This window comes from Cytobacillus sp. (assembly GCF_964223445.1).
Taxonomy (GTDB): Bacteria; Bacillota; Bacilli; order Bacillales; family Cytobacillaceae; genus Cytobacillus.
Genome location: NZ_CAXQGS010000037.1, coordinates 25,211 through 49,951, shown reverse-complemented (window position 1 = coordinate 49,951; position 24,741 = coordinate 25,211). Strand labels below are relative to the sequence as shown.

Here is a 24,741-nt window from a genome sequence, read left to right as displayed (position 1 = left end):
ATACGAGATACTGGTAGGTGACTGGAGTTCAGACGTGTGCTCTTCCGATCTAGTAGATCTTGTCAGTAAGCTTTTTCCCAGTAAGTTCGATTTTTGAAGCATTGATAAGAATTACATGATCACCAGTATCAACATGTGGTGTATAAGTTGGTTTATGTTTACCACGTAGAATTGATGCAACTTCACTAGCAAGACGACCAAGAGTTTTGCCTTCAGCATCAATCACGTACCATTTACGTTCGATATTGTTTGAATTCGCCATAAACGTTGTACGCATCAGTTTTCCCTCCTAATAATTCCATTCATAATCATTTTTTGGTTTATCTATTCGACACAATAAGTTCCGGGGCTTATCGTGGTTTTAATAATAATACCATATGCTATAATATAACTTTGACAGTCCAATGTCAAGCGAATGTTACACCTGGTTTAGTTGTTTTAAAATCTTTTTTTATATGAGTTTGGCTTTACAACGCGCCCTCGCGGTTCCTCAATTGTTTTTTCCAAAATTTTAATAAAAAACTTTCCACAAATATAAACCTTGGGGAGGCGCTGTTTTTCCGGCAGCTGATCTGTTTTTTTCTTTAAGAACAGATGGCATGGAATCGGGGTCTCTTTCCCCTGAGCCAACTTCAAGCAGTGTGCCGGCCAGGATGCGGACCATATTATATAAGAATCCGGTGCCTCTAAAGCGGAAGATGAGCATATCCTCTTTTTCGTGCACCTCTATCTCCTGTAGTTCCCTGACCTTATCCTCCACTTCCGTCTTAGCGGAGCAGAAGCTTGTAAAATCATGTGTCCCTATTAAATCCGCTGCCGCTTGTTTGATAGCATCCGTATTTAAGGGATAGGGGTACTGATAGGCATAAGGCCGTTTAAAAGGGTCTCTCCTGGATGAGCGATGCACGAAGAAACGATATTCCTTCCCTTTCGCATCAAAACGGACATGAAAGTCATCAGGCACTGTCTCAGCCCCTACTATGGCCACCTCATCCGGCAGCAGGGAATTAAGGGCGATTTCCCATTTTTCAATAGGAATATTCAAAGGGGAATCGAAATGGATCACCTGGCCCTTTGCATGGACACCCGCATCAGTTCTGCCTGAGGCTGTGACCTTGATGTCTTCTCCTTTATGAAGCTTCTTTAAGGCCCTCTCCAGCTCTCCTTGAACAGTCCGCTTGCCAGGCTGCACCTGATAGCCTGCGAAATGGGTGCCGTCATACGTTATAATACATTTAAATCTTTGCATAAGGTCACCTCATTACGCCCTCAGCAGGATTAACACCAGAGTCAGGACTGCAAGCATTGCCAGCATTGCCGTATCCTTCAGACCCCAGTTAAGCTGCCTGTATTTCGTTCTGCCTTCTCCGCCTCTATAGCCGCGTGACTCCATCGCTACAGCAAGCTCCTCAGCCCGTTTAAACGAACTGACAAACAAAGGGATTAAGAGAGGAATAATGGCTTTAATACGTTCTTTAATCGGGCCGCTTGAAAAATCGACTCCCCTGGCTGTCTGAGCTTTCATGATTTTATCCGTTTCCTGCATAAGTGTCGGGATAAAGCGTAGAGAAATAGACATCATTAACGCCAGTTCATGCACCGGAAACTTGATTTTATTCAATGGAGCCAGCAGGCTTTCCAGACCATCCGTTATTTCAATCGGAGTCGTTGTCAAAGTCAGAATGGAAGTCATCAGAATGAGCAGGAAGAAGCGCAATGATATGAAAATCCCCTGTCTCAAACCTTCCTCATAGATTGTAATCCATCCAAAACGGAAGAGGACTTCACCCTCTTTTGTCAAAAACAAGTGAAGGAATAATGTAAAAATAACAAGCAGAAGGACCGGCTTTAGCCCTGTATAAATAAACCGGATTGGCACCTTCGATAAAGCAATCATCAAAAAGGTGTAAACCGTCAGTAAGCCGTATGTCAGCATATTATTTGCCAGGAAGACAATGCACACGAATAAGAAAATAAGGACTAGCTTAGAACGGGGATCCATCCTGTGCAGGACAGACTCTGCCGGAACATAGCGCCCAAAAATCATTTTATCCATCATTTTGGCGTCCCCCTTTTCATCGCAGCAGCAATCTCATCCGTCAGCTCATCCATGGTCAGACATGTCTTAGAGAAACGGATGTTAAGTGATTTTTCCATTTTAAGCTGAAAACGGACAACCTCCGGAACATCGAGGCCAAGCTTCAGCAAGCCTTCCGGAGAAGAAAAGATTTCTTTAGGCGTTCCTTTTCTGTACACTTCACCGTTGTGCATGATGACAATCTGATCAGCATAGCGGGAGGCGTCCTCCATACTATGTGTCACGAGCACTGTCGATAGCCCTCTTGTACCATGCAGGCTGTAGAACATATCCATGATTTCTTTTCTGCCCCGAGGGTCAAGCCCTGCAGTAGGCTCATCCAGGACAATGACATCAGGCTCCATTGCCAGCACTCCGGCTATCGCCACCCGTCTCATTTGGCCGCCTGACAGGTCAAATGGGGACTTGTGTAAAATTTCCTCCGGCAGGCCAACCTGGCTTATGGCCGCTCTTGCTCTTTTTTTGGCTTCCTCTTCTGACACTCCGAAGTTCATCGGACCAAAGCATATATCTTTCTCGACCGTTTCCTCAAACAGCTGATGCTCAGGAAATTGAAACACGATGCCGACCCTTTGGCGGATTTCCTTCAGGGTTTTTTGTTTCTTTTGCGAGGTGATCAGACGCTCTCCAATCACTACCTGGCCTTCTGTCGGTTTAAGCAGGGCATTTAAATGCTGGAGTACAGTCGATTTGCCTGATCCGGTATGCCCGATGATTGCCAGAAACGTGCCTGATGGAATATCAATGGAAACATCCTTTATGGCGAGACGTTCAAATGGCGTATTGACCTGATACCGGTATTCTACATTTTGGAGTGAGATGTCCATAATTCTTCCACCAACTCTTCTTCAGATAAATAATGCCTTGATAGCTGCAATCCTTTTTCTCTTAATATCTTGCTTAGCTTCACAGGAAAAGGAATATCCAGGCCCAGCTTTACAAGCTCTTCATCCATTTGAAAGATTTCCTCAGGTGAGCCTTCCCGATATAACTGTCCTCTGTTCATAACCACGATGCGATCAGCCTTTGCAGCTTCCTCCAAATCATGTGTGATGGAGATGACTGTCATATGATAGTCCTGCTTCAGCTCTCTGACGGTTTCAAGCACCTCTTCACGCCCTCTTGGATCAAGCATGGAGGTTGACTCGTCCAGAATTATAATGTCCGGCCTTAGGGCGATGACGCCGGCAATGGCCACCCTTTGTTTCTGGCCGCCAGATAGATGGTGCGGCTCTTGATTAAGAAATTGTTCCATTTTGACTTTCTCCAGTGATTGCGCAACACGCTGAACCATGTCATTTCTTTCAATTCCATGGTTTTCTAAACCAAAAGCCACATCATCCTGTACAGTCGTTCCGACAAACTGGTTATCCGGATTCTGAAAAACCATGCCGATCTTCTTTCTGGTTTCCCAGAGGGTCTCTTCGGTCAATGGAATTCCGCCTACTGCAATACTGCCTTTCAGAGGAAAGTGCAGGCCATTCAGCAGTTTGGCCAGTGTTGATTTCCCCGAACCATTATGGCCAACAATAGCAAGCCATTCCCCTTTCAATATATTGAAAGAGACATTGTGCAGCGCATATCCAGCCTCTGCATCGTACTTAAACGAAACATCTTTCAATTCTACCAGCGGCTCGTTCATGTGAAGTCCTCCTCTCAGCTCTGCTTCTCTATTTCAGCTCTGCTCTAATATTTTTATCCTAATGAAAAAACCCGCCATTCTTGGCGAGCTTTAAATAGTTCGATAATAGGTTATGTTACCGGATAGCAAGCGCTGAATGATACCATTCTCCCACACTTGTAATACACAACAACATCTGGATTTCTGCTATCTAAGCTTATCGGATGCCTATTATGCCTCCCTATTAAAAGCTCATACTGACGCAGTATGGTGGTTGGTTCTTGCTATTGTATGACTGTTCAGAGACCTCGATTTCCTTATGGTTTATGAACTAACAGAATTTAAAAAAGCCTGCACCTCTTTCCGTCAGGCAGTAAAACTGCCGGGCGCAAATCTTCTTTCCGGAAGAGGTGCATGAGCTAGACAAGACAGTGTACCAGGTGAGGGGGAATCTATTACTCAACCATCCCTGTTTAATAGCTGTACATGCTCATCGTAACGCTCGTTCTTGGCCTGATATGGGCGTTTCTAACATATTAAGGAAACAGCCGGTCTTATAGAAAAAGGGCAAAGAACAAGTTCAATGAAACCGTCCCGCGCCCTTTCCTTAAAAAATTATACTAACTCGATGATTACCATTGGCGCACCGTCTCCACGACGAGGTCCAAGCTTCATAATACGAGTGTATCCGCCTTGGCGCTCTTCATAACGAGTTGCGATGTCGCTGAATAATTTTTGAACTGCATCCTGGTCAGTTTCAGCGTTGGCTACCTCATTGCGAACAAAAGCAGCTGCTTGACGGCGTGCATGCAAGTCGCCGCGCTTTCCAAGAGTGATCATTTTCTCAACAACTGAACGAAGTTCTTTTGCACGAGCTTCAGTTGTTTCGATGCGCTCATTGATGATTAGATCTGTTGCTAAGTCACGCAGCATAGCTTTACGTTGTGAGCTAGTGCGTCCTAACTTTCTGTATCCCATGAAAGTTTCCCTCCTTTGTTGAAGTCATTCAATCTGCTGAAAGCAAACATATAAAGATGATGGATCAATTCACATCAATCAATCGTCTTTACGTAAGCCCAGTCCAAGATCTTCTAATTTATGCTTTACTTCCTCAAGTGACTTTCTGCCCAAGTTACGGACCTTCATCATATCCTCTTCAGTCTTATTGGCTAATTCCTGAACAGTATTGATGCCAGCGCGCTTTAAGCAGTTGTAAGAACGTACAGATAAGTCAAGTTCTTCAATTGTCATCTCAAGTACTTTTTCTTTTTGGTCTTCTTCTTTTTCAACCATGATTTCGGCATTTTGAGCTTCATCAGTTAAACCGACAAAGATATTCAAATGCTCAGTTAAGATCTTCGCTCCAAGTGCAACCGCATCTTGAGGACCTGTACTTCCGTCAGTCCAAACATCGAATGTTAACTTATCATAGTTAGTCATTTGACCCACACGTGTATTCTCTACCTGATAAGAAATGCGAGATACTGGAGTGTAGATGGAATCGATAGGAATCACACCGATTGGCTGATCTTCTCTCTTGTTTTGGTCAGCTGGTGTATAGCCTCGTCCGCGTCTTGCAGTTAAACGCATGCGCAGGTGGGCATTCGAACCTAGGGTAGCAATATGAAGATCCGGATTAAGGATTTCAACATCGCTGTCATGAGTTACGTCAGCTGCCTTCACTACACCTTCACCCTGAACATCGATTTCCAATGTTTTTTCTTCATCAGAGTAGATTTTAAGTGCTAGTTTTTTAATGTTTAAAATGATAGATGTTACATCTTCTACGACGCCTTCAATTGTTGAGAACTCATGAAGTACCCCATCAATTTGTATCGATGTGACAGCGGCACCTGGGAGTGAGGATAAAAGGATACGACGTAAGGAGTTACCCAAAGTTGTACCATATCCACGCTCAAGTGGCTCGACGACGAACTTGCCGTATTTGGCATCATCGCTGATCTCAACCGTTTCGATTTTTGGTTTTTCTATTTCGATCATCAAAATATACCCTCCTTCAAAACGTCGAAACCCCGGCTAGCAATCTCTAACCGAAATTCCCCCATGTATACGTTCCCGTTTTGTGCACAACAACTGGAATAATTGTTCTGTATAACTAAAAATTTAGTATCATATCCCATTATAGACAAGGATACAAATTCTATACAGAAAAATTATACACGGCGGCGTTTTGGTGGACGACATCCGTTATGAGGAACAGGAGTTACGTCTCTGATAGCAGTAACTTCTAGACCAGCAGCTTGAAGAGCACGGATAGCAGCTTCACGTCCTGCACCAGGTCCTTTAACAGTTACTTCAAGGGATTTCATACCGTGTTCCTGAGAAGTTTTAGCTGCAGTTTCAGCTGCCATTTGCGCTGCGAATGGAGTAGATTTACGAGAACCTTTGAATCCAAGAGCTCCAGCACTTGACCAGGAAACAGCATTTCCATGAACATCAGTGATAGTTACGATTGTGTTATTGAAAGTAGAACGGATATGTGCAATACCTTGTTCAATATTCTTTTTCACACGACGCTTACGTGTATTAGTTTTACGAGCCATTTAAAGTTACCTCCTTTACCGATTATTTCTTCTTGTTCGCTACAGTCTTACGAGGACCTTTGCGAGTACGAGCGTTGTTTTTAGTGTTTTGTCCGCGAACCGGTAAACCACGGCGATGACGTAGACCGCGATAGCTTCCGATCTCCATTAGACGTTTGATGTTAAGTGATACCTCACGGCGAAGGTCCCCTTCAACTTTCAATTTGTCGATGATGTCACGGATTTTGTTAAGTTCATCTTCTGTAAGATCACGAACACGAGTGTCTTCAGAAACACCAGCTTCAGCCAAAACTTTTTGAGCTGTAGATTTACCAATACCAAAGATATAAGTTAATGAGATTACTACACGTTTTTCACGTGGAACATCTACACCAGCAATACGTGCCATTGTATAAGCGCACCTCCTTCAAATTAACCTTGTTTTTGTTTATGTTTAGGGTTTTCACAGATAACCATTACTTTTCCACGTCTGCGGATAACTTTACACTTTTCGCAGATTGGTTTAACTGATGGTCTTACTTTCATTATCCTAACCTCCTTAATAGTACGGAGTGCAATGATTATTTAAAACGATATGTGATTCTACCGCGTGTTAAATCATATGGAGATAGCTCAACTGTTACTTTATCTCCAGGTAAAATGCGGATGAAGTGCATACGGATCTTACCGGATACATGAGCTAGCACTGTATGACCATTTTCTAATTCTACCTTAAACATTGCATTTGGCAAAGTATCAACAACTGTGCCTTCTATTTCAATTACATCGTCTTTCGCCATTGAACGATTCTCCCTTCTTCATGTCATATACGAATTCATTTGCATACTTTGCAAGCGCAAAGCGCAACTTTCCGTTTGTTACACGGCCGGTCTCCTTGAGACTGGTCTGAACTTCTGGAGAGATATAATTAAGCAATTGCAGATGCTGAATGTTCTTTTTCTTCGGGCAATCGAATTTCTTCCTGCCGCCGTCAGCAAGCATAACAAACCTTTCATCCATCAACCTTATAATTATAGCATATTAACCAGCGTCACGCCCGCTTTTGATCAAAACAATTTGACCAGGCTGCGGATTCGTATCAGAACCAACCAATGGAATCACCTGCACCTTAGGCTTTTGTTAATATTTCATAACCGGATTCAGTGATCGCTATTGTATGCTCAAAATGGGCACACCTTTTACCGTCAACAGTCACAACTGTCCAGTTATCGGTTAAGGTTTTAACATAACGACTTCCTGCATTCACCATAGGTTCAATAGCAAGTACCATACCCGGCTTTAAGCGCGGCCCTCTGTTAGGCGGTCCATAATGAGGAATTTGAGGATCCTCATGTAAGTCTTGCCCTACTCCATGGCCGACATACTCGCGTACAATGGAAAAGCCATTAGATTCCGCATACGTTTGGATAGCATGGGAGATGTTCGACAAGCGCTCACCCGGTTTTGCTTCTTCAAGACCTTTATATAATGATTCCTCTGTAACATCCATCAGACGCTCGGAGTCCTCATCAATTTGGCCAATAGCATAAGTCCAGGCTGAGTCACCATGATAACCGTTATATTTAGCACCGATATCAATGCTGATTATATCACCGTTATTTAAAACTCGAGCACCAGGAATCCCATGAACAAGTTCATCATTAACTGAAGCACAAATGCTGCCGCGGAAACCATTATACCCTTTAAAAGACGGGATTGCATCGTGTTTACGGATAAACTGATCAGCAATATCATCCAGTTCGCGGGTTGTGATGCCGGGTACAATATGTTTCTTCAGCTCCTGGTGTGTAAGTGCTACGATCCTGCCGGCCTCACGCATTATATCAAGTTCACGCGGGGTTTTGCAAATGATCATTGTAAGCCCCCGAGCAAAGCATCAAGATCAGAAAATACTTTATTAATATCTTGCTGACCATCAATATTGCGCAGATATCCTTTCGTTTCGTAGAAATCGAGCAACGGTTTTGTCTGTTTAATATTGACGTCAAGTCTATTCTGAACAGTAGCTTCATTATCATCAGCACGCTGATACAGCTCACCGCCGCAGCGATCGCACACTCCGTCCTTCGCTGGTGGATTGAATACTAAATGATAAGTAGCTCCGCAGTCTTTACAGATACGGCGTCCGGTAAGACGTTCCATTAGAATGCTCTGATCAACATCAATATTAATGACATAATCAATTTTCTTATTCAAATCAGAAAGGATGTTTTCAAGGGCATCTGCTTGGGCAACTGTTCTTGGGAACCCATCCAGCAAAAAGCCTTTTTCGCAATCATCCTTGCTTAAACGTTCACGGACAATGCCGATTGTTACTTCATCAGGAACAAGCTCGCCTTTATCCATGAATGATTTTGCTTTAAGGCCTAGGTCCGTTTCGTCTTTAATAGCCGCACGGAACATATCTCCAGTAGAGATATGAGGGATGCCGTATTTTTGGACGATCTTCTCGGCTTGTGTACCTTTTCCGGCACCAGGGAGCCCCATTAAAACTAAATTCACGTCAATTTCCCCCTAGTCTCTAAATGGTATAAGGGAACATGCTGTCCCCTACAACCAAGTTATTTAATGAAACCTTTATAATGACGCTTAACGAGCTGTGCTTCAAGCTGCTTCATCGTTTCAAGTGCAACACCGACAACGATCAGCAGGCTTGTGCCTCCAATTTGCGCAGATTCAGGCAATCCGGCGATATTAATGAAGAATACCGGCAGGATTGAAATGACTGTCAGGAAGAGCGCACCGACCAATGTTAAACGGTATAAGACGCGAGTTAAATATTCCTGCGTGTTATTTCCTGGACGGATGCCCGGGATATAACCGCCCTGCTTCTTCAGGTTTTCCGCAACTTGTTCCGGATTTACCTGAATGAAAGCATAGAAATAAGTAAAAGCAATGATTAATGCACTATAAATGACCATTCCGATTGGAGACGTGTAGTCAAATATTCTTTGAATCCATAGCGTTACATCATTCTGCTCGAAGAAACCAGCAATGGTTCTTGGCGTGATAATGAATGAAATCGCAAAGATTACTGGAATTACACCAGCTGCATTAACTTTTAAAGGAAGATGAGTTGATTGTCCGCCAGCAGAATTTTTTCCTGCTGTTACACGCTTAGCGTATTGAATAGGAATCTTTCTTAATGCCTGTTGGATGAAGATCGTTCCCACAACAATAGCAATGACTGCAACCAGAATAAGCACGACTGTCACAATGCGAAGGAATAGCTGCTCTCCTGCATTTTCAAATTGCTGAGCATAGATCTGGTTAACCGTTGAAGGAATACCAGCTGCGATACCAGCAAAGATAATGATGGAAATGCCATTGCCTACACCTTTTGATGTAATCTGCTCACCAAGCCACATTAAAAATGCAGTTCCGGCAGTCAAAACTACAGCAATCAATAGATAAGAGGTAATTCCCGGATTCTCAATCAGCATTCCGCCTGCTAGGTTATTAAACCCATAAGACATACCGAGAGCCTGGATAAAACCAAGCACGATAGTAAAGTAACGGGTAAACTGAGCTAACTTACGGCGTCCAACCTCACCCTGCTTTGACCATTCCGTAAACTTGGGAACAACATCCATCTGCAGAAGCTGCACAATAATGGATGCCGTAATGTACGGCATGATGCCCATCGCAAGAATCGAGAAGTTTAGGAGCGCCCCGCCGCCGAATGTATTCAGAACACCGAATACATTAAGTTCATCCTGGGCTTTTAATAGATCTGCATTTACGCCCGGTACAGGGATAAATGTACCGATGCGAAATACAATCAGCATTAAAAGGGTGAAAATAATCTTTCGTCTTATATCACCCACACGCATAAAATTGGAGATTGTCTGAAACATTAAATCACCTCAGTTTGACCGCCGGCAGCTTCGATAGCTTCCTTCGCAGCAGAGGAGAATTTATGAGCTTTAACTGTAAGCTTTTTCTCAACTTTGCCTTTTGCAAGAATCTTGATTCCTGCTTTTTCGTTGCTTACTACACCAGTTTCGATAAGAAGCTCAGGAGTTACTTCTGCTCCATCTTCGAAACGGTTTAAAGCATCAAGGTTCACAACCGCGTATTCTTTACGGTTGATGTTAGTGAAACCGCGCTTAGGCAAGCGTTGGAATAAAGGTGTTTGACCACCCTCGAATCCAGGACGGACACCGCCGCCAGAACGAGCGTTTTGACCTTTATGACCCTTACCAGCAGTTTTACCATTACCGGAACCGATACCACGGCCTTTGCGTTTGCGTTCCCCACGAGAACCTTCTGCAGGCTTTAATTCATGAAGTTTCATGTTGGCACCTCCTTATTTGTAGAAGAATAGAATTATTTTTCTTTTACCACAACAAGGTGAGCAACTTTGTTGATCATTCCGCGGATAGCAGGATTATCTTGATGCTCAACTGTTTGGTGCATTTTGCGTAAGCCAAGAGCCTTAACTGTTTCGCGCTGGTCTTGCGGGCGACCAATCACGCTGCGAGTGAGGGTTACTTCTAGTTTATTCGCCATTTGATATCCCTCCTTATCCTAACAGTTCTTCTACTGATTTACCACGTAATTTCGCTACGTCCTCAGCACGTTTTAATTGAGTTAAACCGTTCAAAGTGGCGCGAACCATGTTGATTGGTGTGTTAGTACCTAAAGATTTAGATAAGATATCACCAACACCAGCTAATTCCAGAACCGCACGAACAGGACCTCCGGCGATTACTCCAGTACCTTCAGAAGCAGGCTTAAGAAGGATTTCTCCAGCACCGAAGTGACCGATTACCTGGTGAGGAATTGTAGTTCCAACCATAGGTACTTCGACTAAGTTTTTCTTAGCATCTTCAATAGCTTTGCGGATTGCTTCAGGAACTTCCTGTGCTTTACCTGTACCAAAGCCAACGTGACCGTTTTTGTCACCTACTACTACAAGAGCAGAGAAACGAAAACGACGTCCACCTTTAACAACCTTTGCTACACGATTAACCGTAACTACGCGCTCTTCAAGTTCAAGTTTGTTCGGATCAATACGACGCATCTTTTTGTGTCCCTCCTTTGTCTATTAAAATTCTAAACCATTTTCACGTGCTGCATCAGCTAATGCTTGAACACGTCCATGATATAGATAGCCACCACGATCGAAAACGACAGCTTTAACGCCTTTTTCGACTGCGCGCTTTGCAACTAATTCTCCGACCTTAACTGCTGCATCAACGTTGCCAGTTGCATCAAGGTTTACTTCTTTATCTTGTGTAGAAGCACTTGCTACAGTAACTCCGTTTACATCATCAATAAGTTGAGCATAAATGTGCTTGTTTGAACGATACACATTTAAACGAGGACGAGCCGCAGTTCCAGAAAGTTTCGCACGCACACGAGCATGTCTTTTCTTACGAACTGCATTTTTATCAGCCTTCGTAATCATTTCGGTCACTCCTTTCGTTTACCTAAGCGGCATTACTTACCAGTTTTACCTTCTTTACGACGAACATATTCGCCTTCATAGCGGATACCTTTACCTTTGTAAGGCTCTGGAGGACGAACATCACGGATGTTGGCAGCCAATGCGCCAACACGCTCTTTGCTAGTACCTTTAACAATGATCTTTGTGTTAGATGGCACTTCAACTTCAATACCTTCTTCAGGCTCGATTTCAACAGGATGAGAGTAACCAACGTTTAAAACAAGCTTTTTGCCTTGTTTTTGAGCACGGTAACCGACACCGATAAGCTCTAGTCCTCTTTCGAATCCTTTTGACACACCTTCAACCATGTTAGCTAGAAGTGCGCGAGTAGTTCCGTGCAATGCGCGGTGTTCTTTCGCATCAGATGGACGGGAAACGTTGATTACGTTCTCCTCCACCTTGATTTCGATATCCTGGTTGAATGAACGGGAAAGTTCACCTTTAGGACCCTTCACAGTAACAGTGTTATTGTCATTAGTAACAGTAACACCAGATGGAATTTCGATTGGTTTTTTACCTATACGAGACATTTAATTGCACCTCCATTCATGAAAAACTCTATTACCAAACGTATGCTAATACTTCTCCGCCGACTTGTTTAGCGCGGGCTTCTTTATCAGTGATAACTCCTTGAGAAGTAGAAACTAGTGCGATTCCAAGACCGTTAAGTACGCGAGGTACTTCATCAGCCTTTGCGTATACACGAAGACCAGGCTTACTGATACGCTTAAGACCAGTGATAACGCGTTCGTTGTTTGAACCGTATTTTAAGAAAATGCGGATGATGCCTTGCTTGTTATCCTCGATAAGCTCAACATCACGTACAAAACCTTCACGCTTTAAGATCTCTGCAATTTCTTTCTTGATGTTAGAAGCAGGAACTTCTAATTTTTCGTGACGAACCATATTCGCATTACGGATGCGAGTTAGCAAGTCTGCAATTGGATCTGTCATGACCATTGTTTTTACCTCCTTCCCATGCTTGGGGTTTACCAGCTAGCTTTTTTCACGCCAGGAATTTGTCCTTTATATGCTAATTCACGGAAACAAATACGACAAAGCTTAAATTTACGGTATACAGAATGTGGACGTCCGCAGCGTTCGCAGCGAGTGTACTCCTGTACCTTGTGTTTAGGCGTGCGTTTTTGCTTCGCAATCATTGACTTTTTAGCCACGTTTTCGCCTCCCTCTATTTAGCGATTACTTTTGGAATGGCATTCCAAATTGAGTTAAAAGTTCACGAGCTTCTTCATCAGTGTTAGCTGTAGTTACGATAACGATATCCATACCACGAACTTTGCTTACTTTATCGTAATCAATCTCAGGGAAGATCAACTGTTCTTTGACACCTAGAGTATAGTTACCACGGCCGTCAAATGACTTCTTAGAGATACCGCGGAAGTCACGTACACGTGGAAGAGATACAGATACTAACTTATCAAAGAACTCATACATGCGCTCTCCACGAAGAGTAACTTTCGCGCCGATTGGCATACCTTCACGAAGACGGAAGCCAGCGATAGATTTCTTAGCGCGAGTGATAACCGGCTTTTGACCAGTGATCAATGTTAATTCCTCAACAGCTTTATCTAGTGCTTTAGCGTTTTGAACAGCGTCACCAACACCCATGTTGATAACGATTTTTTCAAGCTTAGGTGCTTGCATAACTGATTTATAGTTAAACTTGCTCATTAGAGCAGGAGTAATTTCTTTTGAATGCTTTTCTTTTAGGCGGTTCATCCATTGTACCTCCCTTCTTCTTTGAACTATTTATCTAGAACTTCACCGGATTTTTTTGCAACACGTACTTTTTTGCCATCAACCGTTTTATAGCCTACACGAGTTGGTTCACCAGATTTAGGATCGACAGGCATAACGTTTGATACATGAACAGGTGCCTCTTGGCTGATGATTCCGCCTTGCGGGTTCATCTGAGAAGGCTTAGAGTGTTTCTTTACAATGTTAACTCCTTCAACAAGCACTCGGCTTTGTTTAGGGAACGCTGCAAGAATAACGCCCGTTTTGCCTTTATCCTTACCAGAGATGACCATAACTTTGTCACCTTTTTTCACATGCATCTGTGCGCACCTCCTTAAAGGCAATTTAATTTGTTATTTATAATACTTCTGGAGCTAAAGATACAATTTTCATGAAGTTGTTTTCACGTAGTTCACGGGCAACTGGTCCGAAGATACGAGTTCCGCGTGGTCCTTTGTCATCACGAATAATTACACATGCGTTTTCATCGAAACGAATGTAAGTACCGTCATTACGGCGTACACCGCTCTTAGTACGAACAACTACCGCTTTAACAACATCACCTTTTTTAACAACGCCACCTGGTGTTGCTTGTTTCACTGTACAAACGATAACATCACCGATGTTAGCAGTCTTGCGGCCAGAGCCACCAAGAACTTTAATTGTAAGTACTTCACGAGCACCAGAGTTGTCAGCAACTTTTAAACGTGATTCTTGTTGAATCATGTGTGTAACCTCCCTTCGGGATAAACCTTATTCCGAACAATTAGATAATAACTGCTTTTTCAACTACTTCTACAAGACGGAAGCGTTTAGTCGCAGATAGTGGACGAGTTTCCATAATACGAACGATATCGCCAGTTTTTGCTTGGTTTTGCTCATCATGAGCTTTGAACTTTTTAGAGTACTTAACGCGTTTACCGTAAAGTGGATGCTTTTTGTAAGTTTCGACAAGAACCGTTACTGTCTTATCCATTTTGTCAGAAACGACGCGTCCAGTGTAAACTTTGCGTTGGTTGCGTTCACTCATTGTGCGAACCTCCTCTCAATATCACTTGCTAAAGCCGATTTCTCTTTCACGAATAACAGTTTTCATGCGGGCAATCGCTTTGCGTACTTCACGAATGCGAGCTGTGTTTTCAAGTTGTCCAGTCGCCAATTGAAAGCGAAGGTTGAAAAGCTCTTCTTTTAATGATTTTACTTTTTGTTCAATTTCGGCAGTGGTAAGGTCACGAATTTCATTAGCTTTCATTTGATTCACCACCAATTTCTTCTCGTTTTACAAACTTGCACTTAACTGGAAGTTTGTGTGATGCAAGACGTAATGCTTCACGAGCGATCTCTTCAGATACACCAGCGATTTCGAACATTACTTTACCAGGCTTAACAACTGCAACCCATCCTTCTGGAGCCCCTTTACCGGAACCCATGCGGACTTCTAGAGGCTTTGCAGTGTAAGGCTTATGCGGGAAAATTTGAATCCAAACCTTACCGCCACGTTTCATGTAACGAGTCATTGCAATACGTGCAGATTCAATTTGACGGTTAGTGATCCAAGAAGCTTCAAGAGCTTGAAGGCCATATTCACCGAAGTTTACTTCAGTTCCGCCTTTTGATTGACCACGCATTTTTCCGCGGTGTACACGACGATATTTAACGCGCTTTGGCAATAACATATTATTTGCCTCCTTCCCCAGTTTTCTTCTTAGTAGGAAGGACCTCTCCACGATAGATCCATACTTTTACGCCCAATTTACCGTAAGTTGTATCAGCTTCAGCTGTAGCATAATCGATATCAGCACGAAGAGTATGAAGTGGAACTGTTCCTTCGCTGTATGATTCTGAACGAGCGATATCAGCACCGCCTAAACGACCAGATACCATTGTTTTGATACCCTTAGCGCCAGCGCGCATTGCACGTTGAATAGTTTGTTTTTGAGCACGACGGAAAGATACGCGGTTTTCTAATTGACGAGCAATGTTTTCCGCAACCAATTTCGCATCAATATCTGCTCTTTTAATTTCAAGAATGTTGATATGAACACGCTTGCCAGTTAATGAGTTAAGTGACTTGCGAAGTGCTTCAACCTCAGTACCACCTTTACCGATAACCATTCCTGGTTTCGCAGTGTGGATAGTGATGTTCAGGCGATTAGCAGCACGTTCGATTTCTACTTTAGAAACAGAAGCATCGCTTAAGCGCTTTGTGATGTACTCACGAACCTTAAGGTCTTCGTGTAAAAGATCAGCATAGTCTTTGCCTGCGTACCATTTTGACTCCCAATCACGGATGACACCGACACGCAAACCGACTGGATTTACTTTTTGACCCACTGATTATCCCTCCTTCTTTTCTGATAAAACGATAGTAATATGGCTAGTGCGCTTGTTGATTTGGCTTGCACGGCCCATAGCGCGAGGACGGAAACGTTTTAAAGTTGGTCCTTCGTCTACGAATGCTTGAGCAACTACCAGATTGTTAACGTCCATTTCGTAGTTGTGCTCAGCGTTAGCTAGTGCAGATTTTAAAACTTTCTCTACGATTGGAGAAGCAGCTTTAGGTGTAAGGTTTAAAATCGCTACTGCTTCGCCTACTTGCTTTCCTCGAATTAAATCTACGACTAAACGAGCTTTACGAGGAGCAATACGAACTGTTCTTGCAACAGCTTTAGCTTGCATTAGAATGCCCTCCTCTCATTAACGTCTTGTTTTCTTATCATCATTGCCATGGCCTTTGTACGCACGAGTTGGAGCAAATTCTCCAAGCTTGTGGCCTACCATGTCTTCAGTGATGTATACAGGCACATGTTTACGACCATCATAAACTGCGATTGTGTGTCCGATGAATTGTGGGAAGATCGTAGAACGGCGAGACCAAGTTTTTGTAACTTGCTTGCTTTCTGTTTCGTTAAGCTTTTCGATCTTTGTCATTAAATGTTCATCAACAAAAGGTCCTTTTTTTAAGCTGCGACCCATGATTGAACCTCCCTTCGTGATTGCTCTACGGTTCTAATTTGGAACCGTAGTACAATCCCGTTATTTTTTACGACGACGTACGATAAATTTGTCTGATTTGTTGTTTTTCTTGCGTGTCTTGTAACCAAGTGTTGGTTTGCCCCAAGGAGTCATTGGAGACTTACGTCCGATTGGCGCACGTCCTTCACCACCACCGTGTGGGTGATCGTTAGGGTTCATTACAGATCCACGTACAGTTGGGCGCTTGCCTAACCAGCGTGAACGACCTGCTTTACCAATGTTAATAAGTTCGTGCTGCTCGTTGCCAACCTGACCTACAGTTGCACGGCACTCAGCAAGAATCATGCGAACTTCACCAGAGTTTAAACGAACTAATACATACTTGCCTTCTTTACCAAGAACTTGTGCAGAAGTACCAGCAGAACGTACTAATTGTCCGCCTTTGCCAGGTTTTAATTCGATGTTGTGGATTACAGTACCCACTGGAATGTTAGCTAGTGGAAGTGCATTACCCACTTTGATATCTGCTTCAGGACCAGACATTACTTCCATGCCCACCTGTAAGTTCTTAGGTGCAAGGATGTAACGCTTTTCTCCATCTACATAGTTAATTAGTGCAATATTTGCAGAGCGGTTTGGATCATATTCGATTGTGGCAACGCGTCCTGGAATGCCATCTTTGTTACGTTTAAAATCGATGATACGATATTGACGTTTATGACCGCCGCCTTGATGACGAACTGTCAACTTACCTTGGTTGTTACGGCCGCCTTTTCTCTTTAAAGGAGCAAGTAAAGACTTTTCTGGTTGGTTAGTCGTGATTTCTGCGAAATCAGAAACCGTCATGCCGCGACGACCATTAGAGGTAGGTTTATACTTTTTAATCGCCATTTCGTTTCCCTCCTCTTCTAGTTATAGTAATTAAGCTTCAAATAGCTCGATTTCTTGGCTTTCAGCTGTTAATTTAACGATTGCTTTACGGCGTTTGTTAGTGTAACCGCCGAATTTGCCCATACGCTTGAACTTGCCTTTGTAGTTCATGATGTTAACTTTCTCAACTTTTACGCCAAAGATTTGCTCAACAGCGTCTTTAACTTGAGTCTTGTTAGCTCGTACGTCAACTTCGAACGTATATTTTTTATCAGCCATAATATCAGTAGAACGTTCAGTGATTACGGGGCGCTTAATGATTTCGCGTGCATCCATTATGCAAGCACCTCCTCTACTTTTTCAACCGCTGCTTTCGTCATGATAAGCTTATCATGGTTTAAAACATCTAAAACAGTGATTCCAGAAGCAGACACAACTGTTACACCAGGAATGTTACGAGCAGATAGTGCTACGTTCTCATCTAGGTCAGCAGTTACGATAAGTGCTTTAGAATCAACAGAAAGACCAGTTAATACACCTTTAAAGTCTTTAGTTTTAGGAGCTTCGAAAGCAAGGCCTTCTAATACTAGGATGTTTTCTTCTAACACTTTAGAAGATAACGCAGATTTGATTGCCAGACGGCGAACCTTTTTAGGTAGTTTGTAGCTGTAGCTGCGTGGTACAGGACCAAATACAGTACCGCCTCCGCGCCATTGTGGTGAACGGATAGAACCTTGACGTGCACGGCCTGTGCCTTTTTGGCGCCATGGCTTACGTCCTCCGCCCGCTACTTCAGAACGAATTTTAGTTTTATGAGTCCCTTGACGTAATGAAGCTCTTTGCATAACAACAGCTTCGAATAATACGTGCTGGTTGGGCTCGATACCAAAGATCGCATCATTAAGTTCGATATCACCAACTTTAGATCCGCTTTGGTTAAACAATGCTACTTTCGGCATTCTGTTTTCCTCCTTTCCGGTTTAATTATTATGCTTTTACCGCACTTTTGATTTTTACTAATGCTTTTCTTGCACCAGGTACATTACCTTTGATCAAAAGAAGGTTGCGTTCAACATCAACTTTTACGATTTCAAGGTTTTGTACAGTCACTTGCTCTCCACCCATACGTCCAGGCAATAATTTACCTTTGAATACACGGTTTGGAGCTACAGGACCCATTGAACCAGGGCGACGGTGGTAACGAGAACCGTGAGCCATAGGCCCGCGAGATTGTCCGTGGCGCTTAATGGCACCCTGGAAACCTTTACCTTTTGAAATTCCTGTTACATCAACAGTATCGCCTTCTGCGAAAATATCAACTTTGACTTCTTGACCAACTTCATATTGCCCTAAATCAGCTCCGCGGAATTCACGTACGAAGCGCTTAGGAGCAGTGTTTGCTTTAGCAACATGCCCTTTTTCAGGTTTGTTGGACAACTTGTCGCGCTTGTCTTCAAATCCAATCTGGATTGCTTCGTATCCATCAGTTTCAACTGATTTCTTCTGAAGAACAACGTTAGCTGCTGCCTCAACAACTGTTACCGGGATAAGATCACCGTTTTCAGCAAATACTTGAGTCATACCAATCTTTCTTCCTAAGATTCCTTTGGTCATTTCAGTCACACCTCCTAAGTTTCTTATAATTATTTATTGATTAAAGTTTGATTTCGATATCTACACCAGACGGTAAGTCTAAACGCATTAGAGAATCAACCGTTTGTGGTGTTGGGTTAACGATGTCGATTAGACGTTTATGCGTACGCATTTCGAACTGTTCACGAGAGTCTTTGTACTTGTGAACCGCACGTAGGATTGTGTAAATAGACTTTTCAGTTGGTAATGGAATCGGACCAGAAACAGCCGCACCAGAACGTTTTGCAGTCTCAACAATCTTTTCTGCTGATTGATCAAGAATTCTGTGATCATACGCTTTTAAACGAATACGAATTTTTTGTTTTGCCATTATTTTCCCTCCTTTTCGCCTATTTTAATATAGACATTCTCCGTGAAAATTTCCCACACACTCGCCATGGCAAAGCGGCCGGGTGTGTCAGCAACCTTTCACATCATCGCAGTCAAAGACCAACATTGTCTATTATACAGAAACAATAAATGAAATGCAACATGTATATGTTATTTCTTTATGTTTCGCACACTTTTACTATTATAACTGCTGATTATAAAGTTTTCAATAGTATAGGAAGAAGTCTAAATATTTGCTTTAGGTACTTGGAATCTGCAGAGGGAGGATTGTTAGAAAAGGTAATTATATATAGAAGAAAGTAGATTGAAATAAAGAAATTTGTTTCATTTAAATTGGTTCAACCGCCACAGCTAGATGTGTTCAGATGAAAGGGATTTGGCAAGTTCGTTCTTTTTCTTCGGTCAGAGTGCCAAGTTGCACTATGATCAAAAAAGTGTCGTGCTATTAGGTTACCAGCGCACATACATATTTGTTATTCCGGCTTTTACAGAAATACAACTCTGCGCTCAGCGCTAAAAGACAAAAAAAAACAGATGGGTCGTCACCCATCTGTTTTTAATAATTGAGATTACTCTTGGATTGTAGCAACTACGCCAGCGCCTACAGTACGTCCACCCTCACGGATAGAGAACTTAGTACCTTCTTCGATAGCGATTGGAGCGATTAGTTCTACAGTCATTTCGATGTTATCTCCAGGCATAACCATTTCTACGCCTTCAGGAAGATTACAGATACCAGTTACATCAGTTGTACGGAAGTAGAACTGAGGACGGTAGTTTGTGAAGAATGGAGTGTGACGTCCACCTTCTTCTTTTGAAAGAACGTATACTTCAGCTTTGAACTTAGTGTGTGGAGTGATTGAACCTGGCTTAGCAAGTACTTGTCCACGTTGGATATCTTCACGTGCTACACCACGAAGTAGGGCACCAATATTGTCTCCAGCTTCTGCATAGTCAAGAAGCTTACGGAACATTTCTACACCAGTTACAGTTGTTGATTTTGGCTCTTCAGCAAGACCGATGATTTCAATAACGTCACCGACTTTAACTTGTCCACGCTCAACACGTCCTGTAGCAACAGTACCACGGCCAGTGATTGAGAATACGTCCTCAACAGGCATCATGAATGGCTTGTCAGTGTCACGAGTTGGAGTTGGGATGTACTCATCAACAGCAGCCATAAGCTCTTCGATTTTAGCTTCCCACTCAGGCTCTCCTTCAAGTGCTTTAAGAGCAGAACCTTTAACAACTGGGATATCATCGCCAGGGAATTCATACTCAGAAAGAAGATCGCGAACTTCCATTTCAACTAGCTCTAGAAGCTCTTCGTCATCAACCATGTCACACTTGTTCATGAATACAACAAGGAATGGAACACCAACCTGACGAGAAAGTAGGATGTGCTCACGAGTTTGTGGCATTGGGCCGTCAGCAGCAGAAACAACTAGGATTCCGCCGTCCATTTGAGCAGCACCAGTGATCATGTTCTTAACATAGTCAGCGTGACCTGGGCAGTCAACGTGTGCATAGTGACGGCTTTCAGTCTCATACTCAACGTGTGCAGTTGAGATTGTGATTCCACGCTCGCGCTCTTCAGGAGCCGCGTCGATTTGATCGTATCCGCGTGCTTCACCGCCGCCCTTCTTAGAAAGAACTGTTGTGATAGCTGCAGTTAAAGTAGTTTTACCATGGTCAACGTGTCCGATAGTACCGATGTTAACATGGGGTTTTGAACGGTCAAATTTAGCTTTTGCCATTTGAAAAATCCTCCTTTAGATTATAAAAGTTAAGTATTTTATGCTGCGGAGAGGTTTCCCTTCCCACAGCGCGTTTTGCCTACAATAGTAGTTATACTTTATTAAAAAGGTAAAATCAATTATTCACCTTTATTTTTTTTAATGATTTCTTCAGAAATTGATTTTGGTACTTCTTCATAGTGGTCGAAGTGCATTGAGAATGTACCGCGGCCTTGCGTATTAGAACGCAATGCAGTTGCGTAGCCAAACATTTCTGAAAGTGGAACCATTGCACGAACTACTTGAGCGTTACCGCGTGCTTCCATACCTTCAACGCGTCCACGGCGTGATGTAACATCACCCATGATATCACCCATGTATTCTTCAGGGATTACTACTTCAACTTTCATAACCGGCTCAAGAATTACAGGATTACATTTTGACGCAGCATTTTTAAGTGCCATAGAGGCAGCAATTTTAAATGCCATTTCAGAAGAGTCGACATCATGGTAAGAACCATCAAATAGTCTAGCTTTGATATCTACTAATGGGAATCCAGCAAGTACTCCTCTGTCGAGAGCATCTTCAAGACCAGCTTGAACTGCAGGGATGTATTCACGCGGAACAACACCACCGACAATGCCGTTTTCGAATTCGAAGCCTTTACCTTCTTCATTTGGAGCAAATTCGATCCATACATGACCGAATTGTCCGCGTCCACCGGATTGACGGGCAAATTTACCTTCAACCTGGGCTGAAGAACGGAAAGTTTCGCGGTATGCAACCTGAGGTGCACCTACGTTTGCTTCCACTTTAAATTCACGTCTCATACGGTCAACTAGAATATCAAGGTGAAGCTCACCCATACCGGCGATAATAACCTGTCCAGTTTCCTGGTCAGTATGTGCGCGGAATGTAGGATCTTCTTCTTGAAGTTTTTGCAGAGCAGTAGTCATTTTATCTTGGTCAGCCTTAGATTTCGGCTCGATAGATAATGAGATAACTGGTTCTGGGAACTCCATAGACTCAAGAATAACAAGATTCTTTTCATCACATAGTGTATCTCCAGTACTAGTATCTTTAAGACCAACAGCTGCTGCAATATCTCCAGCGTGAACTACTGAAATCTCTTCACGAGAGTTAGCGTGCATTTGCAGGATACGACCTACACGCTCACGCTTCCCTTTAGTAGAGTTCTGTACATAAGAACCTGAGTTCAATGTACCAGAGTAAACACGGAAGAATGTAAGTTTACCGACGTAAGGGTCAGTCATAACTTTAAACGCAAGAGCTGAGAAAGGTGCATCATCGCTAGAAGGACGTGTAACCTCTTCTTCCGAATCAGGAAGTGTACCTTTAATAGCTGGTACATCCAATGGAGAAGGAAGATAATCGATTACTGCATCCAGCATCTTTTGAACACCTTTATTTTTGAAAGCAGACCCACAGATTACAGGATAGAACTCAACGTTTACTGTACCTTGACGAATAGCTGCTTTTAGCTCTTCGTTAGTGATTTCTTCACCGCCAAGGTATTTCTCCATTAATTCTTCATCAAGTTCAGCAACCGCTTCAATTAACTTTTCACGGTATTCTTCAGCTTGATCCATGTATTCTTCTGGGATATCACGCTCTTCGATATCAGTACCAAGGTCGTTACCGTAGAACGTAGCTTTCATTGTGATAAGATCGATGATGCCTTCGAACTGATCTTCAGCACCGATTGGTAATTGGATTGCTGCTGCATTAGCTTGAAGACGATCATGAAGAGTCTTCAATGAGTACAAGAAGTCAGCACCGATTTTATCCATTTTGTTTACGAATACCACACGTGGTACTCCGTAAGTAGTAGCCTGGCGCCAAACTGTTTCAGTTTGAGGCTCAACGCCTGATTGTGCATCCAGTACAGCAACCGCACCATCAAGAACACGAAGTGAACGCTCAACTTCAACTGTGAAGTCTACGTGTCCAGGAGTGTCAATGATGTTTACGCGGTGGCCTTTCCACTGTGCAGTTGTCGCAGCAGAAGTGATTGTGATTCCACGCTCTTGCTCCTGCTCCATCCAGTCCATCTGTGAAGCACCTTCGTGTGTTTCACCGATTTTGTGGATACGGCCAGTGTAGTAAAGTACACGCTCAGTTGTTGTTGTTTTACCGGCATCAATGTGAGCCATGATACCGATATTGCGAGTATTTTCTAAGGAGAACTCTCTAGCCATTGGGTCTTTCTCCTTCCTAGTATGAGTGTTATTTTAGTTGTACTGTATATCTTACCAGCGGTAGTGAGCAAACGCTTTGTTCGCTTCTGCCATTTTGTGTGTATCTTCACGCTTCTTAACAGATGCACCAGTGTTGTTAGCTGCATCAAGGATTTCGTTAGCTAAACGCTCTTCCATTGTCTTTTCTCCGCGAAGACGCGCATAGTTTACTAACCAGCGAAGACCAAGAGTAGTACGGCGGTCAGGACGCACCTCAACTGGTACTTGGTAGTTAGCTCCACCTACACGGCGTGCTCTTACTTCAAGTACAGGCATGATGTTTTTAAGCGCCTGATCGAAAACTTCCATTGGCTCTTTGCCAGTGCGCTCGCTGATGATATCGAACGCAGAGTAAAGAATAGCTTGAGATTTACCTCTCTTACCATCGATCATCATTTTGTTGATCAGACGGCTAACTAGCTTTGAGTTGTAAATCGGATCCGGCAATACGTCTCTTTTTGCTACAGGACCTTTACGTGGCATGGATTGTTCCTCCTTTCAAAGATGGTTGTCTATTAATTAGAATTATTTTTTAGCTGCTTTTGGACGCTTAGCACCGTATTTAGAACGGCCTTGCATACGGTTGTTAACACCAGCAGTATCTAAAGCGCCGCGCACGATGTGGTAACGCACACCCGGTAAGTCTTTTACACGTCCTCCACGGATAAGAACAACGCTGTGCTCTTGAAGGTTGTGTCCGATACCAGGAATGTAAGCATTAACCTCGATACCGTTTGTTAAACGAACACGAGCATATTTACGTAATGCAGAGTTCGGTTTCTTAGGAGTCATTGTACCAACACGAGTACAAACACCACGCTTTTGAGGTGAAGCTACGTTTGTTTGAGCTTTCTTGAAGCTATTGTAGCCTTTGTTAAGAGCTGGTGAATTTGACTTCTCTGACTTAGTTTGACGAGGCTTGCGCACTAATTGGTTAATAGTAGGCATTTGATTTTTCCTCCCTTCGAATTTGTTTAAGCCCACACATCCAGGTGGTTCATTTTGATGCAAAAACAAAGTTCTTGCAGATACCAATCTACAAAAACAGTTTTTAAAAAGATATGGCAACAGCTGCTGCCCCAACTTCGATTCCGCATGCTTTACCGAGCTTTCTCATCGATTCCACATACACAATCGGAACGTTCATCTCATTCGCTGTACTAACCACTTTAGCTGTAACCCTAGGATCAGCATCACTGGCGACTACGACTTCATCGATGGTTCCCAGTTTAAGAGCTTTGACTGTTTGCTTTGTTCCTACAATAAAACTTTTTGCCTGCAATACTTTATCATAAGACATTTACGACATCCTCCAAAGTATCCGGTGAATAGGAGCACCTTTGCTATAGTACCATCTTCATTTTTCGATGTCAACAAGCAAAATGATTTTTATTTCTTTTATTCACTTTAAAATGCGGTACTTGC

The 24,741-nt window shown here is 42.9% G+C and carries 39 protein-coding genes and 2 pseudogenes; all 41 read right to left on the bottom strand.

From position 1 onward, the window contains the following. Positions 1-52: 52 nt before the first annotated feature. Positions 53-277 (bottom strand): annotated as a pseudogene (gene rplM / locus ACEQ1T_RS05215) (50S ribosomal protein L13); the annotation flags it as partial. A gap of 234 nt (positions 278-511) precedes the next feature. Beyond that, positions 512-1,249, bottom strand: coding sequence for a tRNA pseudouridine(38-40) synthase TruA (gene truA / locus ACEQ1T_RS05210; protein ID WP_370221951.1), 738 nt, complete (start codon positions 1,247-1,249; stop codon positions 512-514). 12 nt (positions 1,250-1,261) lie between these two features. Next, the gene (locus ACEQ1T_RS05205; RefSeq protein WP_206845677.1) at positions 1,262-2,059 is read right to left on the bottom strand and encodes an energy-coupling factor transporter transmembrane protein EcfT; all 798 of its coding nucleotides are present in this window, start codon (positions 2,057-2,059) and stop codon (positions 1,262-1,264) included. Next, complete coding sequence (locus ACEQ1T_RS05200) at positions 2,056-2,925, bottom strand: energy-coupling factor ABC transporter ATP-binding protein (RefSeq protein ID WP_206845679.1); 870 nt, start codon at positions 2,923-2,925, stop codon at positions 2,056-2,058. The genes ACEQ1T_RS05205 and ACEQ1T_RS05200 overlap by 4 nt, the downstream gene beginning before the upstream one ends. Then, positions 2,901-3,740, bottom strand: a complete 840-nt coding sequence (locus tag ACEQ1T_RS05195; RefSeq protein WP_370221950.1) for an energy-coupling factor ABC transporter ATP-binding protein — start codon at positions 3,738-3,740, stop codon at positions 2,901-2,903. Before ACEQ1T_RS05195 ends, ACEQ1T_RS05200 begins: the two co-directional genes overlap by 25 nt. 594 nt (positions 3,741-4,334) lie before the next feature. Next, positions 4,335-4,697, bottom strand: a complete 363-nt coding sequence (gene rplQ, locus ACEQ1T_RS05190; RefSeq protein WP_009336608.1) for a 50S ribosomal protein L17 — start codon at positions 4,695-4,697, stop codon at positions 4,335-4,337. Between the two features lie 78 nt (positions 4,698-4,775). After that, entirely contained in the window at positions 4,776-5,720 is a 945-nt protein-coding gene (locus ACEQ1T_RS05185; RefSeq protein WP_009336607.1) for a DNA-directed RNA polymerase subunit alpha, read from the bottom strand. A gap of 173 nt (positions 5,721-5,893) precedes the next feature. Beyond that, complete coding sequence (gene rpsK, locus ACEQ1T_RS05180; RefSeq protein ID WP_009336606.1) at positions 5,894-6,283, bottom strand: 30S ribosomal protein S11; 390 nt, start codon at positions 6,281-6,283, stop codon at positions 5,894-5,896. Between the two features lie 22 nt (positions 6,284-6,305). Further along, positions 6,306-6,671: a 30S ribosomal protein S13 gene (gene rpsM, locus ACEQ1T_RS05175; protein ID WP_009336605.1), complete on the bottom strand. Its 366-nt coding sequence runs from the start codon at positions 6,669-6,671 to the stop codon at positions 6,306-6,308. A gap of 23 nt (positions 6,672-6,694) precedes the next feature. After that, positions 6,695-6,808, bottom strand: coding sequence for a 50S ribosomal protein L36 (gene rpmJ / locus ACEQ1T_RS05170; protein WP_000868344.1), 114 nt, complete (start codon positions 6,806-6,808; stop codon positions 6,695-6,697). A 35-nt stretch (positions 6,809-6,843) separates the two neighbouring features. After that, the gene (infA, locus tag ACEQ1T_RS05165; RefSeq protein ID WP_009336604.1) at positions 6,844-7,062 is read right to left on the bottom strand and encodes a translation initiation factor IF-1; all 219 of its coding nucleotides are present in this window, start codon (positions 7,060-7,062) and stop codon (positions 6,844-6,846) included. Beyond that, positions 7,040-7,375: pseudogene (locus ACEQ1T_RS05160) on the bottom strand (RNA-binding protein). Before ACEQ1T_RS05160 ends, infA begins: the two are co-directional and overlap by 23 nt. 16 nt (positions 7,376-7,391) lie before the next feature. Continuing rightward, positions 7,392-8,138: a type I methionyl aminopeptidase gene (gene map, locus ACEQ1T_RS05155; protein WP_206845686.1), complete on the bottom strand. Its 747-nt coding sequence runs from the start codon at positions 8,136-8,138 to the stop codon at positions 7,392-7,394. Further along, positions 8,135-8,785, bottom strand: coding sequence for an adenylate kinase (locus tag ACEQ1T_RS05150; protein WP_009336601.1), 651 nt, complete (start codon positions 8,783-8,785; stop codon positions 8,135-8,137). The genes map and ACEQ1T_RS05150 overlap by 4 nt, the downstream gene beginning before the upstream one ends. A 59-nt stretch (positions 8,786-8,844) precedes the next feature. Beyond that, positions 8,845-10,140: a preprotein translocase subunit SecY gene (secY, locus tag ACEQ1T_RS05145; protein WP_009336600.1), complete on the bottom strand. Its 1,296-nt coding sequence runs from the start codon at positions 10,138-10,140 to the stop codon at positions 8,845-8,847. Beyond that, entirely contained in the window at positions 10,140-10,580 is a 441-nt protein-coding gene (gene rplO, locus ACEQ1T_RS05140) for a 50S ribosomal protein L15 (protein ID WP_206845687.1), read from the bottom strand. The genes secY and rplO overlap by 1 nt, the downstream gene beginning before the upstream one ends. Positions 10,581-10,612: 32 nt before the next feature. Next, a complete protein-coding gene (gene rpmD / locus ACEQ1T_RS05135) occupies positions 10,613-10,795 on the bottom strand; it encodes a 50S ribosomal protein L30 (RefSeq protein ID WP_009336598.1) in 183 nt (60 codons plus the stop codon). A 13-nt stretch (positions 10,796-10,808) separates the two neighbouring features. Continuing rightward, positions 10,809-11,309 carry a 30S ribosomal protein S5 gene (rpsE, locus tag ACEQ1T_RS05130; RefSeq protein ID WP_009336597.1) on the bottom strand — a complete coding sequence of 167 codons (501 nt, stop codon included), beginning with the start codon at positions 11,307-11,309 and terminating at the stop codon, positions 10,809-10,811. A 24-nt stretch (positions 11,310-11,333) separates the two neighbouring features. Continuing rightward, positions 11,334-11,696 (bottom strand): 50S ribosomal protein L18, encoded by a 363-nt coding sequence (gene rplR / locus ACEQ1T_RS05125; protein ID WP_035332285.1) that lies wholly within the window; start codon positions 11,694-11,696, stop codon positions 11,334-11,336. A gap of 32 nt (positions 11,697-11,728) precedes the next feature. After that, the gene (gene rplF, locus ACEQ1T_RS05120; protein ID WP_206845689.1) at positions 11,729-12,265 is read right to left on the bottom strand and encodes a 50S ribosomal protein L6; all 537 of its coding nucleotides are present in this window, start codon (positions 12,263-12,265) and stop codon (positions 11,729-11,731) included. 31 nt (positions 12,266-12,296) lie between these two features. Then, complete coding sequence (gene rpsH, locus ACEQ1T_RS05115) at positions 12,297-12,695, bottom strand: 30S ribosomal protein S8 (RefSeq protein WP_035332289.1); 399 nt, start codon at positions 12,693-12,695, stop codon at positions 12,297-12,299. Between the two features lie 29 nt (positions 12,696-12,724). Next, entirely contained in the window at positions 12,725-12,910 is a 186-nt protein-coding gene (gene rpsN / locus ACEQ1T_RS05110; protein WP_009336593.1) for a 30S ribosomal protein S14, read from the bottom strand. A 25-nt stretch (positions 12,911-12,935) separates the two neighbouring features. Beyond that, positions 12,936-13,475, bottom strand: coding sequence for a 50S ribosomal protein L5 (gene rplE, locus ACEQ1T_RS05105; protein ID WP_009336592.1), 540 nt, complete (start codon positions 13,473-13,475; stop codon positions 12,936-12,938). A 26-nt stretch (positions 13,476-13,501) separates the two neighbouring features. Beyond that, positions 13,502-13,813, bottom strand: coding sequence for a 50S ribosomal protein L24 (gene rplX / locus ACEQ1T_RS05100; RefSeq protein ID WP_009336591.1), 312 nt, complete (start codon positions 13,811-13,813; stop codon positions 13,502-13,504). Between the two features lie 37 nt (positions 13,814-13,850). After that, on the bottom strand, positions 13,851-14,219 hold the full coding sequence (gene rplN / locus ACEQ1T_RS05095; RefSeq protein WP_009336590.1) for a 50S ribosomal protein L14: 369 nt from the start codon (positions 14,217-14,219) through the stop codon (positions 13,851-13,853). Between the two features lie 40 nt (positions 14,220-14,259). Next, on the bottom strand, positions 14,260-14,523 hold the full coding sequence (rpsQ, locus tag ACEQ1T_RS05090) for a 30S ribosomal protein S17 (protein ID WP_009336589.1): 264 nt from the start codon (positions 14,521-14,523) through the stop codon (positions 14,260-14,262). Between the two features lie 21 nt (positions 14,524-14,544). Continuing rightward, positions 14,545-14,745: a 50S ribosomal protein L29 gene (rpmC, locus tag ACEQ1T_RS05085; protein WP_009336588.1), complete on the bottom strand. Its 201-nt coding sequence runs from the start codon at positions 14,743-14,745 to the stop codon at positions 14,545-14,547. Then, the gene (rplP, locus tag ACEQ1T_RS05080; protein ID WP_009336587.1) at positions 14,735-15,169 is read right to left on the bottom strand and encodes a 50S ribosomal protein L16; all 435 of its coding nucleotides are present in this window, start codon (positions 15,167-15,169) and stop codon (positions 14,735-14,737) included. The genes rpmC and rplP overlap by 11 nt, the downstream gene beginning before the upstream one ends. A 1-nt stretch (position 15,170) precedes the next feature. Beyond that, positions 15,171-15,827 carry a 30S ribosomal protein S3 gene (gene rpsC, locus ACEQ1T_RS05075; protein WP_009336585.1) on the bottom strand — a complete coding sequence of 219 codons (657 nt, stop codon included), beginning with the start codon at positions 15,825-15,827 and terminating at the stop codon, positions 15,171-15,173. A gap of 3 nt (positions 15,828-15,830) precedes the next feature. Continuing rightward, the gene (rplV, locus tag ACEQ1T_RS05070; protein ID WP_009336582.1) at positions 15,831-16,172 is read right to left on the bottom strand and encodes a 50S ribosomal protein L22; all 342 of its coding nucleotides are present in this window, start codon (positions 16,170-16,172) and stop codon (positions 15,831-15,833) included. A gap of 18 nt (positions 16,173-16,190) precedes the next feature. Then, positions 16,191-16,469: a 30S ribosomal protein S19 gene (gene rpsS, locus ACEQ1T_RS05065; protein ID WP_009336580.1), complete on the bottom strand. Its 279-nt coding sequence runs from the start codon at positions 16,467-16,469 to the stop codon at positions 16,191-16,193. 60 nt (positions 16,470-16,529) lie between these two features. Further along, positions 16,530-17,360, bottom strand: a complete 831-nt coding sequence (rplB, locus tag ACEQ1T_RS05060; protein WP_206845691.1) for a 50S ribosomal protein L2 — start codon at positions 17,358-17,360, stop codon at positions 16,530-16,532. A gap of 30 nt (positions 17,361-17,390) precedes the next feature. Beyond that, a complete protein-coding gene (gene rplW / locus ACEQ1T_RS05055; protein ID WP_009336576.1) occupies positions 17,391-17,675 on the bottom strand; it encodes a 50S ribosomal protein L23 in 285 nt (94 codons plus the stop codon). Beyond that, positions 17,675-18,298 carry a 50S ribosomal protein L4 gene (gene rplD / locus ACEQ1T_RS05050; RefSeq protein WP_035332298.1) on the bottom strand — a complete coding sequence of 208 codons (624 nt, stop codon included), beginning with the start codon at positions 18,296-18,298 and terminating at the stop codon, positions 17,675-17,677. The genes rplW and rplD overlap by 1 nt, the downstream gene beginning before the upstream one ends. A gap of 28 nt (positions 18,299-18,326) precedes the next feature. Next, a complete protein-coding gene (gene rplC / locus ACEQ1T_RS05045; RefSeq protein ID WP_035332300.1) occupies positions 18,327-18,953 on the bottom strand; it encodes a 50S ribosomal protein L3 in 627 nt (208 codons plus the stop codon). A 40-nt stretch (positions 18,954-18,993) separates the two neighbouring features. Then, positions 18,994-19,302, bottom strand: coding sequence for a 30S ribosomal protein S10 (rpsJ, locus tag ACEQ1T_RS05040; RefSeq protein WP_009336571.1), 309 nt, complete (start codon positions 19,300-19,302; stop codon positions 18,994-18,996). Positions 19,303-19,891: 589 nt separating this feature from the next. Continuing rightward, complete coding sequence (gene tuf, locus ACEQ1T_RS05035) at positions 19,892-21,079, bottom strand: elongation factor Tu (protein WP_206845692.1); 1,188 nt, start codon at positions 21,077-21,079, stop codon at positions 19,892-19,894. A gap of 119 nt (positions 21,080-21,198) precedes the next feature. Then, the gene (fusA, locus tag ACEQ1T_RS05030; protein ID WP_206845693.1) at positions 21,199-23,277 is read right to left on the bottom strand and encodes an elongation factor G; all 2,079 of its coding nucleotides are present in this window, start codon (positions 23,275-23,277) and stop codon (positions 21,199-21,201) included. Positions 23,278-23,328: 51 nt separating this feature from the next. Further along, positions 23,329-23,799, bottom strand: a complete 471-nt coding sequence (rpsG, locus tag ACEQ1T_RS05025; RefSeq protein WP_009336565.1) for a 30S ribosomal protein S7 — start codon at positions 23,797-23,799, stop codon at positions 23,329-23,331. Positions 23,800-23,841: 42 nt separating this feature from the next. Further along, positions 23,842-24,264 carry a 30S ribosomal protein S12 gene (gene rpsL / locus ACEQ1T_RS05020; protein WP_009336562.1) on the bottom strand — a complete coding sequence of 141 codons (423 nt, stop codon included), beginning with the start codon at positions 24,262-24,264 and terminating at the stop codon, positions 23,842-23,844. Positions 24,265-24,367: 103 nt separating this feature from the next. Further along, positions 24,368-24,616: a 50S ribosomal protein L7ae-like protein gene (locus tag ACEQ1T_RS05015; protein ID WP_370221947.1), complete on the bottom strand. Its 249-nt coding sequence runs from the start codon at positions 24,614-24,616 to the stop codon at positions 24,368-24,370. Positions 24,617-24,741 lie beyond the last annotated feature (125 nt).

Bases quoted from the DNA above. Each gene is read 5' to 3' on its own strand.
- truA (WP_370221951.1), bottom strand. From the start codon at position 1,249: ATGCAAAGATTTAAATGTATTATAACGTATGACGGCACCCATTTCGCA.
- ACEQ1T_RS05205 (WP_206845677.1), bottom strand. From the start codon at position 2,059: ATGATGGATAAAATGATTTTTGGGCGCTATGTTCCGGCAGAGTCTGTC.
- ACEQ1T_RS05200 (WP_206845679.1), bottom strand. From the start codon at position 2,925: ATGGACATCTCACTCCAAAATGTAGAATACCGGTATCAGGTCAATACG.
- ACEQ1T_RS05195 (WP_370221950.1), bottom strand. From the start codon at position 3,740: ATGAACGAGCCGCTGGTAGAATTGAAAGATGTTTCGTTTAAGTACGAT.
- rplQ (WP_009336608.1), bottom strand. From the start codon at position 4,697: ATGGGATACAGAAAGTTAGGACGCACTAGCTCACAACGTAAAGCTATG.
- ACEQ1T_RS05185 (WP_009336607.1), bottom strand. From the start codon at position 5,720: ATGATCGAAATAGAAAAACCAAAAATCGAAACGGTTGAGATCAGCGAT.
- rpsK (WP_009336606.1), bottom strand. From the start codon at position 6,283: ATGGCTCGTAAAACTAATACACGTAAGCGTCGTGTGAAAAAGAATATT.
- rpsM (WP_009336605.1), bottom strand. From the start codon at position 6,671: ATGGCACGTATTGCTGGTGTAGATGTTCCACGTGAAAAACGTGTAGTA.
- rpmJ (WP_000868344.1), bottom strand. From the start codon at position 6,808: ATGAAAGTAAGACCATCAGTTAAACCAATCTGCGAAAAGTGTAAAGTT.
- infA (WP_009336604.1), bottom strand. From the start codon at position 7,062: ATGGCGAAAGACGATGTAATTGAAATAGAAGGCACAGTTGTTGATACT.
- map (WP_206845686.1), bottom strand. From the start codon at position 8,138: ATGATCATTTGCAAAACCCCGCGTGAACTTGATATAATGCGTGAGGCC.
- secY (WP_009336600.1), bottom strand. From the start codon at position 10,140: ATGTTTCAGACAATCTCCAATTTTATGCGTGTGGGTGATATAAGACGA.
- rplO (WP_206845687.1), bottom strand. From the start codon at position 10,580: ATGAAACTTCATGAATTAAAGCCTGCAGAAGGTTCTCGTGGGGAACGC.
- rpmD (WP_009336598.1), bottom strand. From the start codon at position 10,795: ATGGCGAATAAACTAGAAGTAACCCTCACTCGCAGCGTGATTGGTCGC.
- rpsE (WP_009336597.1), bottom strand. From the start codon at position 11,309: ATGCGTCGTATTGATCCGAACAAACTTGAACTTGAAGAGCGCGTAGTT.
- rplR (WP_035332285.1), bottom strand. From the start codon at position 11,696: ATGATTACGAAGGCTGATAAAAATGCAGTTCGTAAGAAAAGACATGCT.
- rplF (WP_206845689.1), bottom strand. From the start codon at position 12,265: ATGTCTCGTATAGGTAAAAAACCAATCGAAATTCCATCTGGTGTTACT.
- rpsH (WP_035332289.1), bottom strand. From the start codon at position 12,695: ATGGTCATGACAGATCCAATTGCAGACTTGCTAACTCGCATCCGTAAT.
- rplE (WP_009336592.1), bottom strand. From the start codon at position 13,475: ATGAACCGCCTAAAAGAAAAGCATTCAAAAGAAATTACTCCTGCTCTA.
- rplX (WP_009336591.1), bottom strand. From the start codon at position 13,813: ATGCATGTGAAAAAAGGTGACAAAGTTATGGTCATCTCTGGTAAGGAT.
- rplN (WP_009336590.1), bottom strand. From the start codon at position 14,219: ATGATTCAACAAGAATCACGTTTAAAAGTTGCTGACAACTCTGGTGCT.
- rpsQ (WP_009336589.1), bottom strand. From the start codon at position 14,523: ATGAGTGAACGCAACCAACGCAAAGTTTACACTGGACGCGTCGTTTCT.
- rpmC (WP_009336588.1), bottom strand. From the start codon at position 14,745: ATGAAAGCTAATGAAATTCGTGACCTTACCACTGCCGAAATTGAACAA.
- rplP (WP_009336587.1), bottom strand. From the start codon at position 15,169: ATGTTATTGCCAAAGCGCGTTAAATATCGTCGTGTACACCGCGGAAAA.
- rplV (WP_009336582.1), bottom strand. From the start codon at position 16,172: ATGCAAGCTAAAGCTGTTGCAAGAACAGTTCGTATTGCTCCTCGTAAA.
- rpsS (WP_009336580.1), bottom strand. From the start codon at position 16,469: ATGGGTCGCAGCTTAAAAAAAGGACCTTTTGTTGATGAACATTTAATG.
- rplB (WP_206845691.1), bottom strand. From the start codon at position 17,360: ATGGCGATTAAAAAGTATAAACCTACCTCTAATGGTCGTCGCGGCATG.
- rplW (WP_009336576.1), bottom strand. From the start codon at position 17,675: ATGGATGCACGCGAAATCATTAAGCGCCCCGTAATCACTGAACGTTCT.
- rplD (WP_035332298.1), bottom strand. From the start codon at position 18,298: ATGCCGAAAGTAGCATTGTTTAACCAAAGCGGATCTAAAGTTGGTGAT.
- rplC (WP_035332300.1), bottom strand. From the start codon at position 18,953: ATGACCAAAGGAATCTTAGGAAGAAAGATTGGTATGACTCAAGTATTT.
- rpsJ (WP_009336571.1), bottom strand. From the start codon at position 19,302: ATGGCAAAACAAAAAATTCGTATTCGTTTAAAAGCGTATGATCACAGA.
- tuf (WP_206845692.1), bottom strand. From the start codon at position 21,079: ATGGCAAAAGCTAAATTTGACCGTTCAAAACCCCATGTTAACATCGGT.
- fusA (WP_206845693.1), bottom strand. From the start codon at position 23,277: ATGGCTAGAGAGTTCTCCTTAGAAAATACTCGCAATATCGGTATCATG.
- rpsG (WP_009336565.1), bottom strand. From the start codon at position 23,799: ATGCCACGTAAAGGTCCTGTAGCAAAAAGAGACGTATTGCCGGATCCG.
- rpsL (WP_009336562.1), bottom strand. From the start codon at position 24,264: ATGCCTACTATTAACCAATTAGTGCGCAAGCCTCGTCAAACTAAGTCA.
- ACEQ1T_RS05015 (WP_370221947.1), bottom strand. From the start codon at position 24,616: ATGTCTTATGATAAAGTATTGCAGGCAAAAAGTTTTATTGTAGGAACA.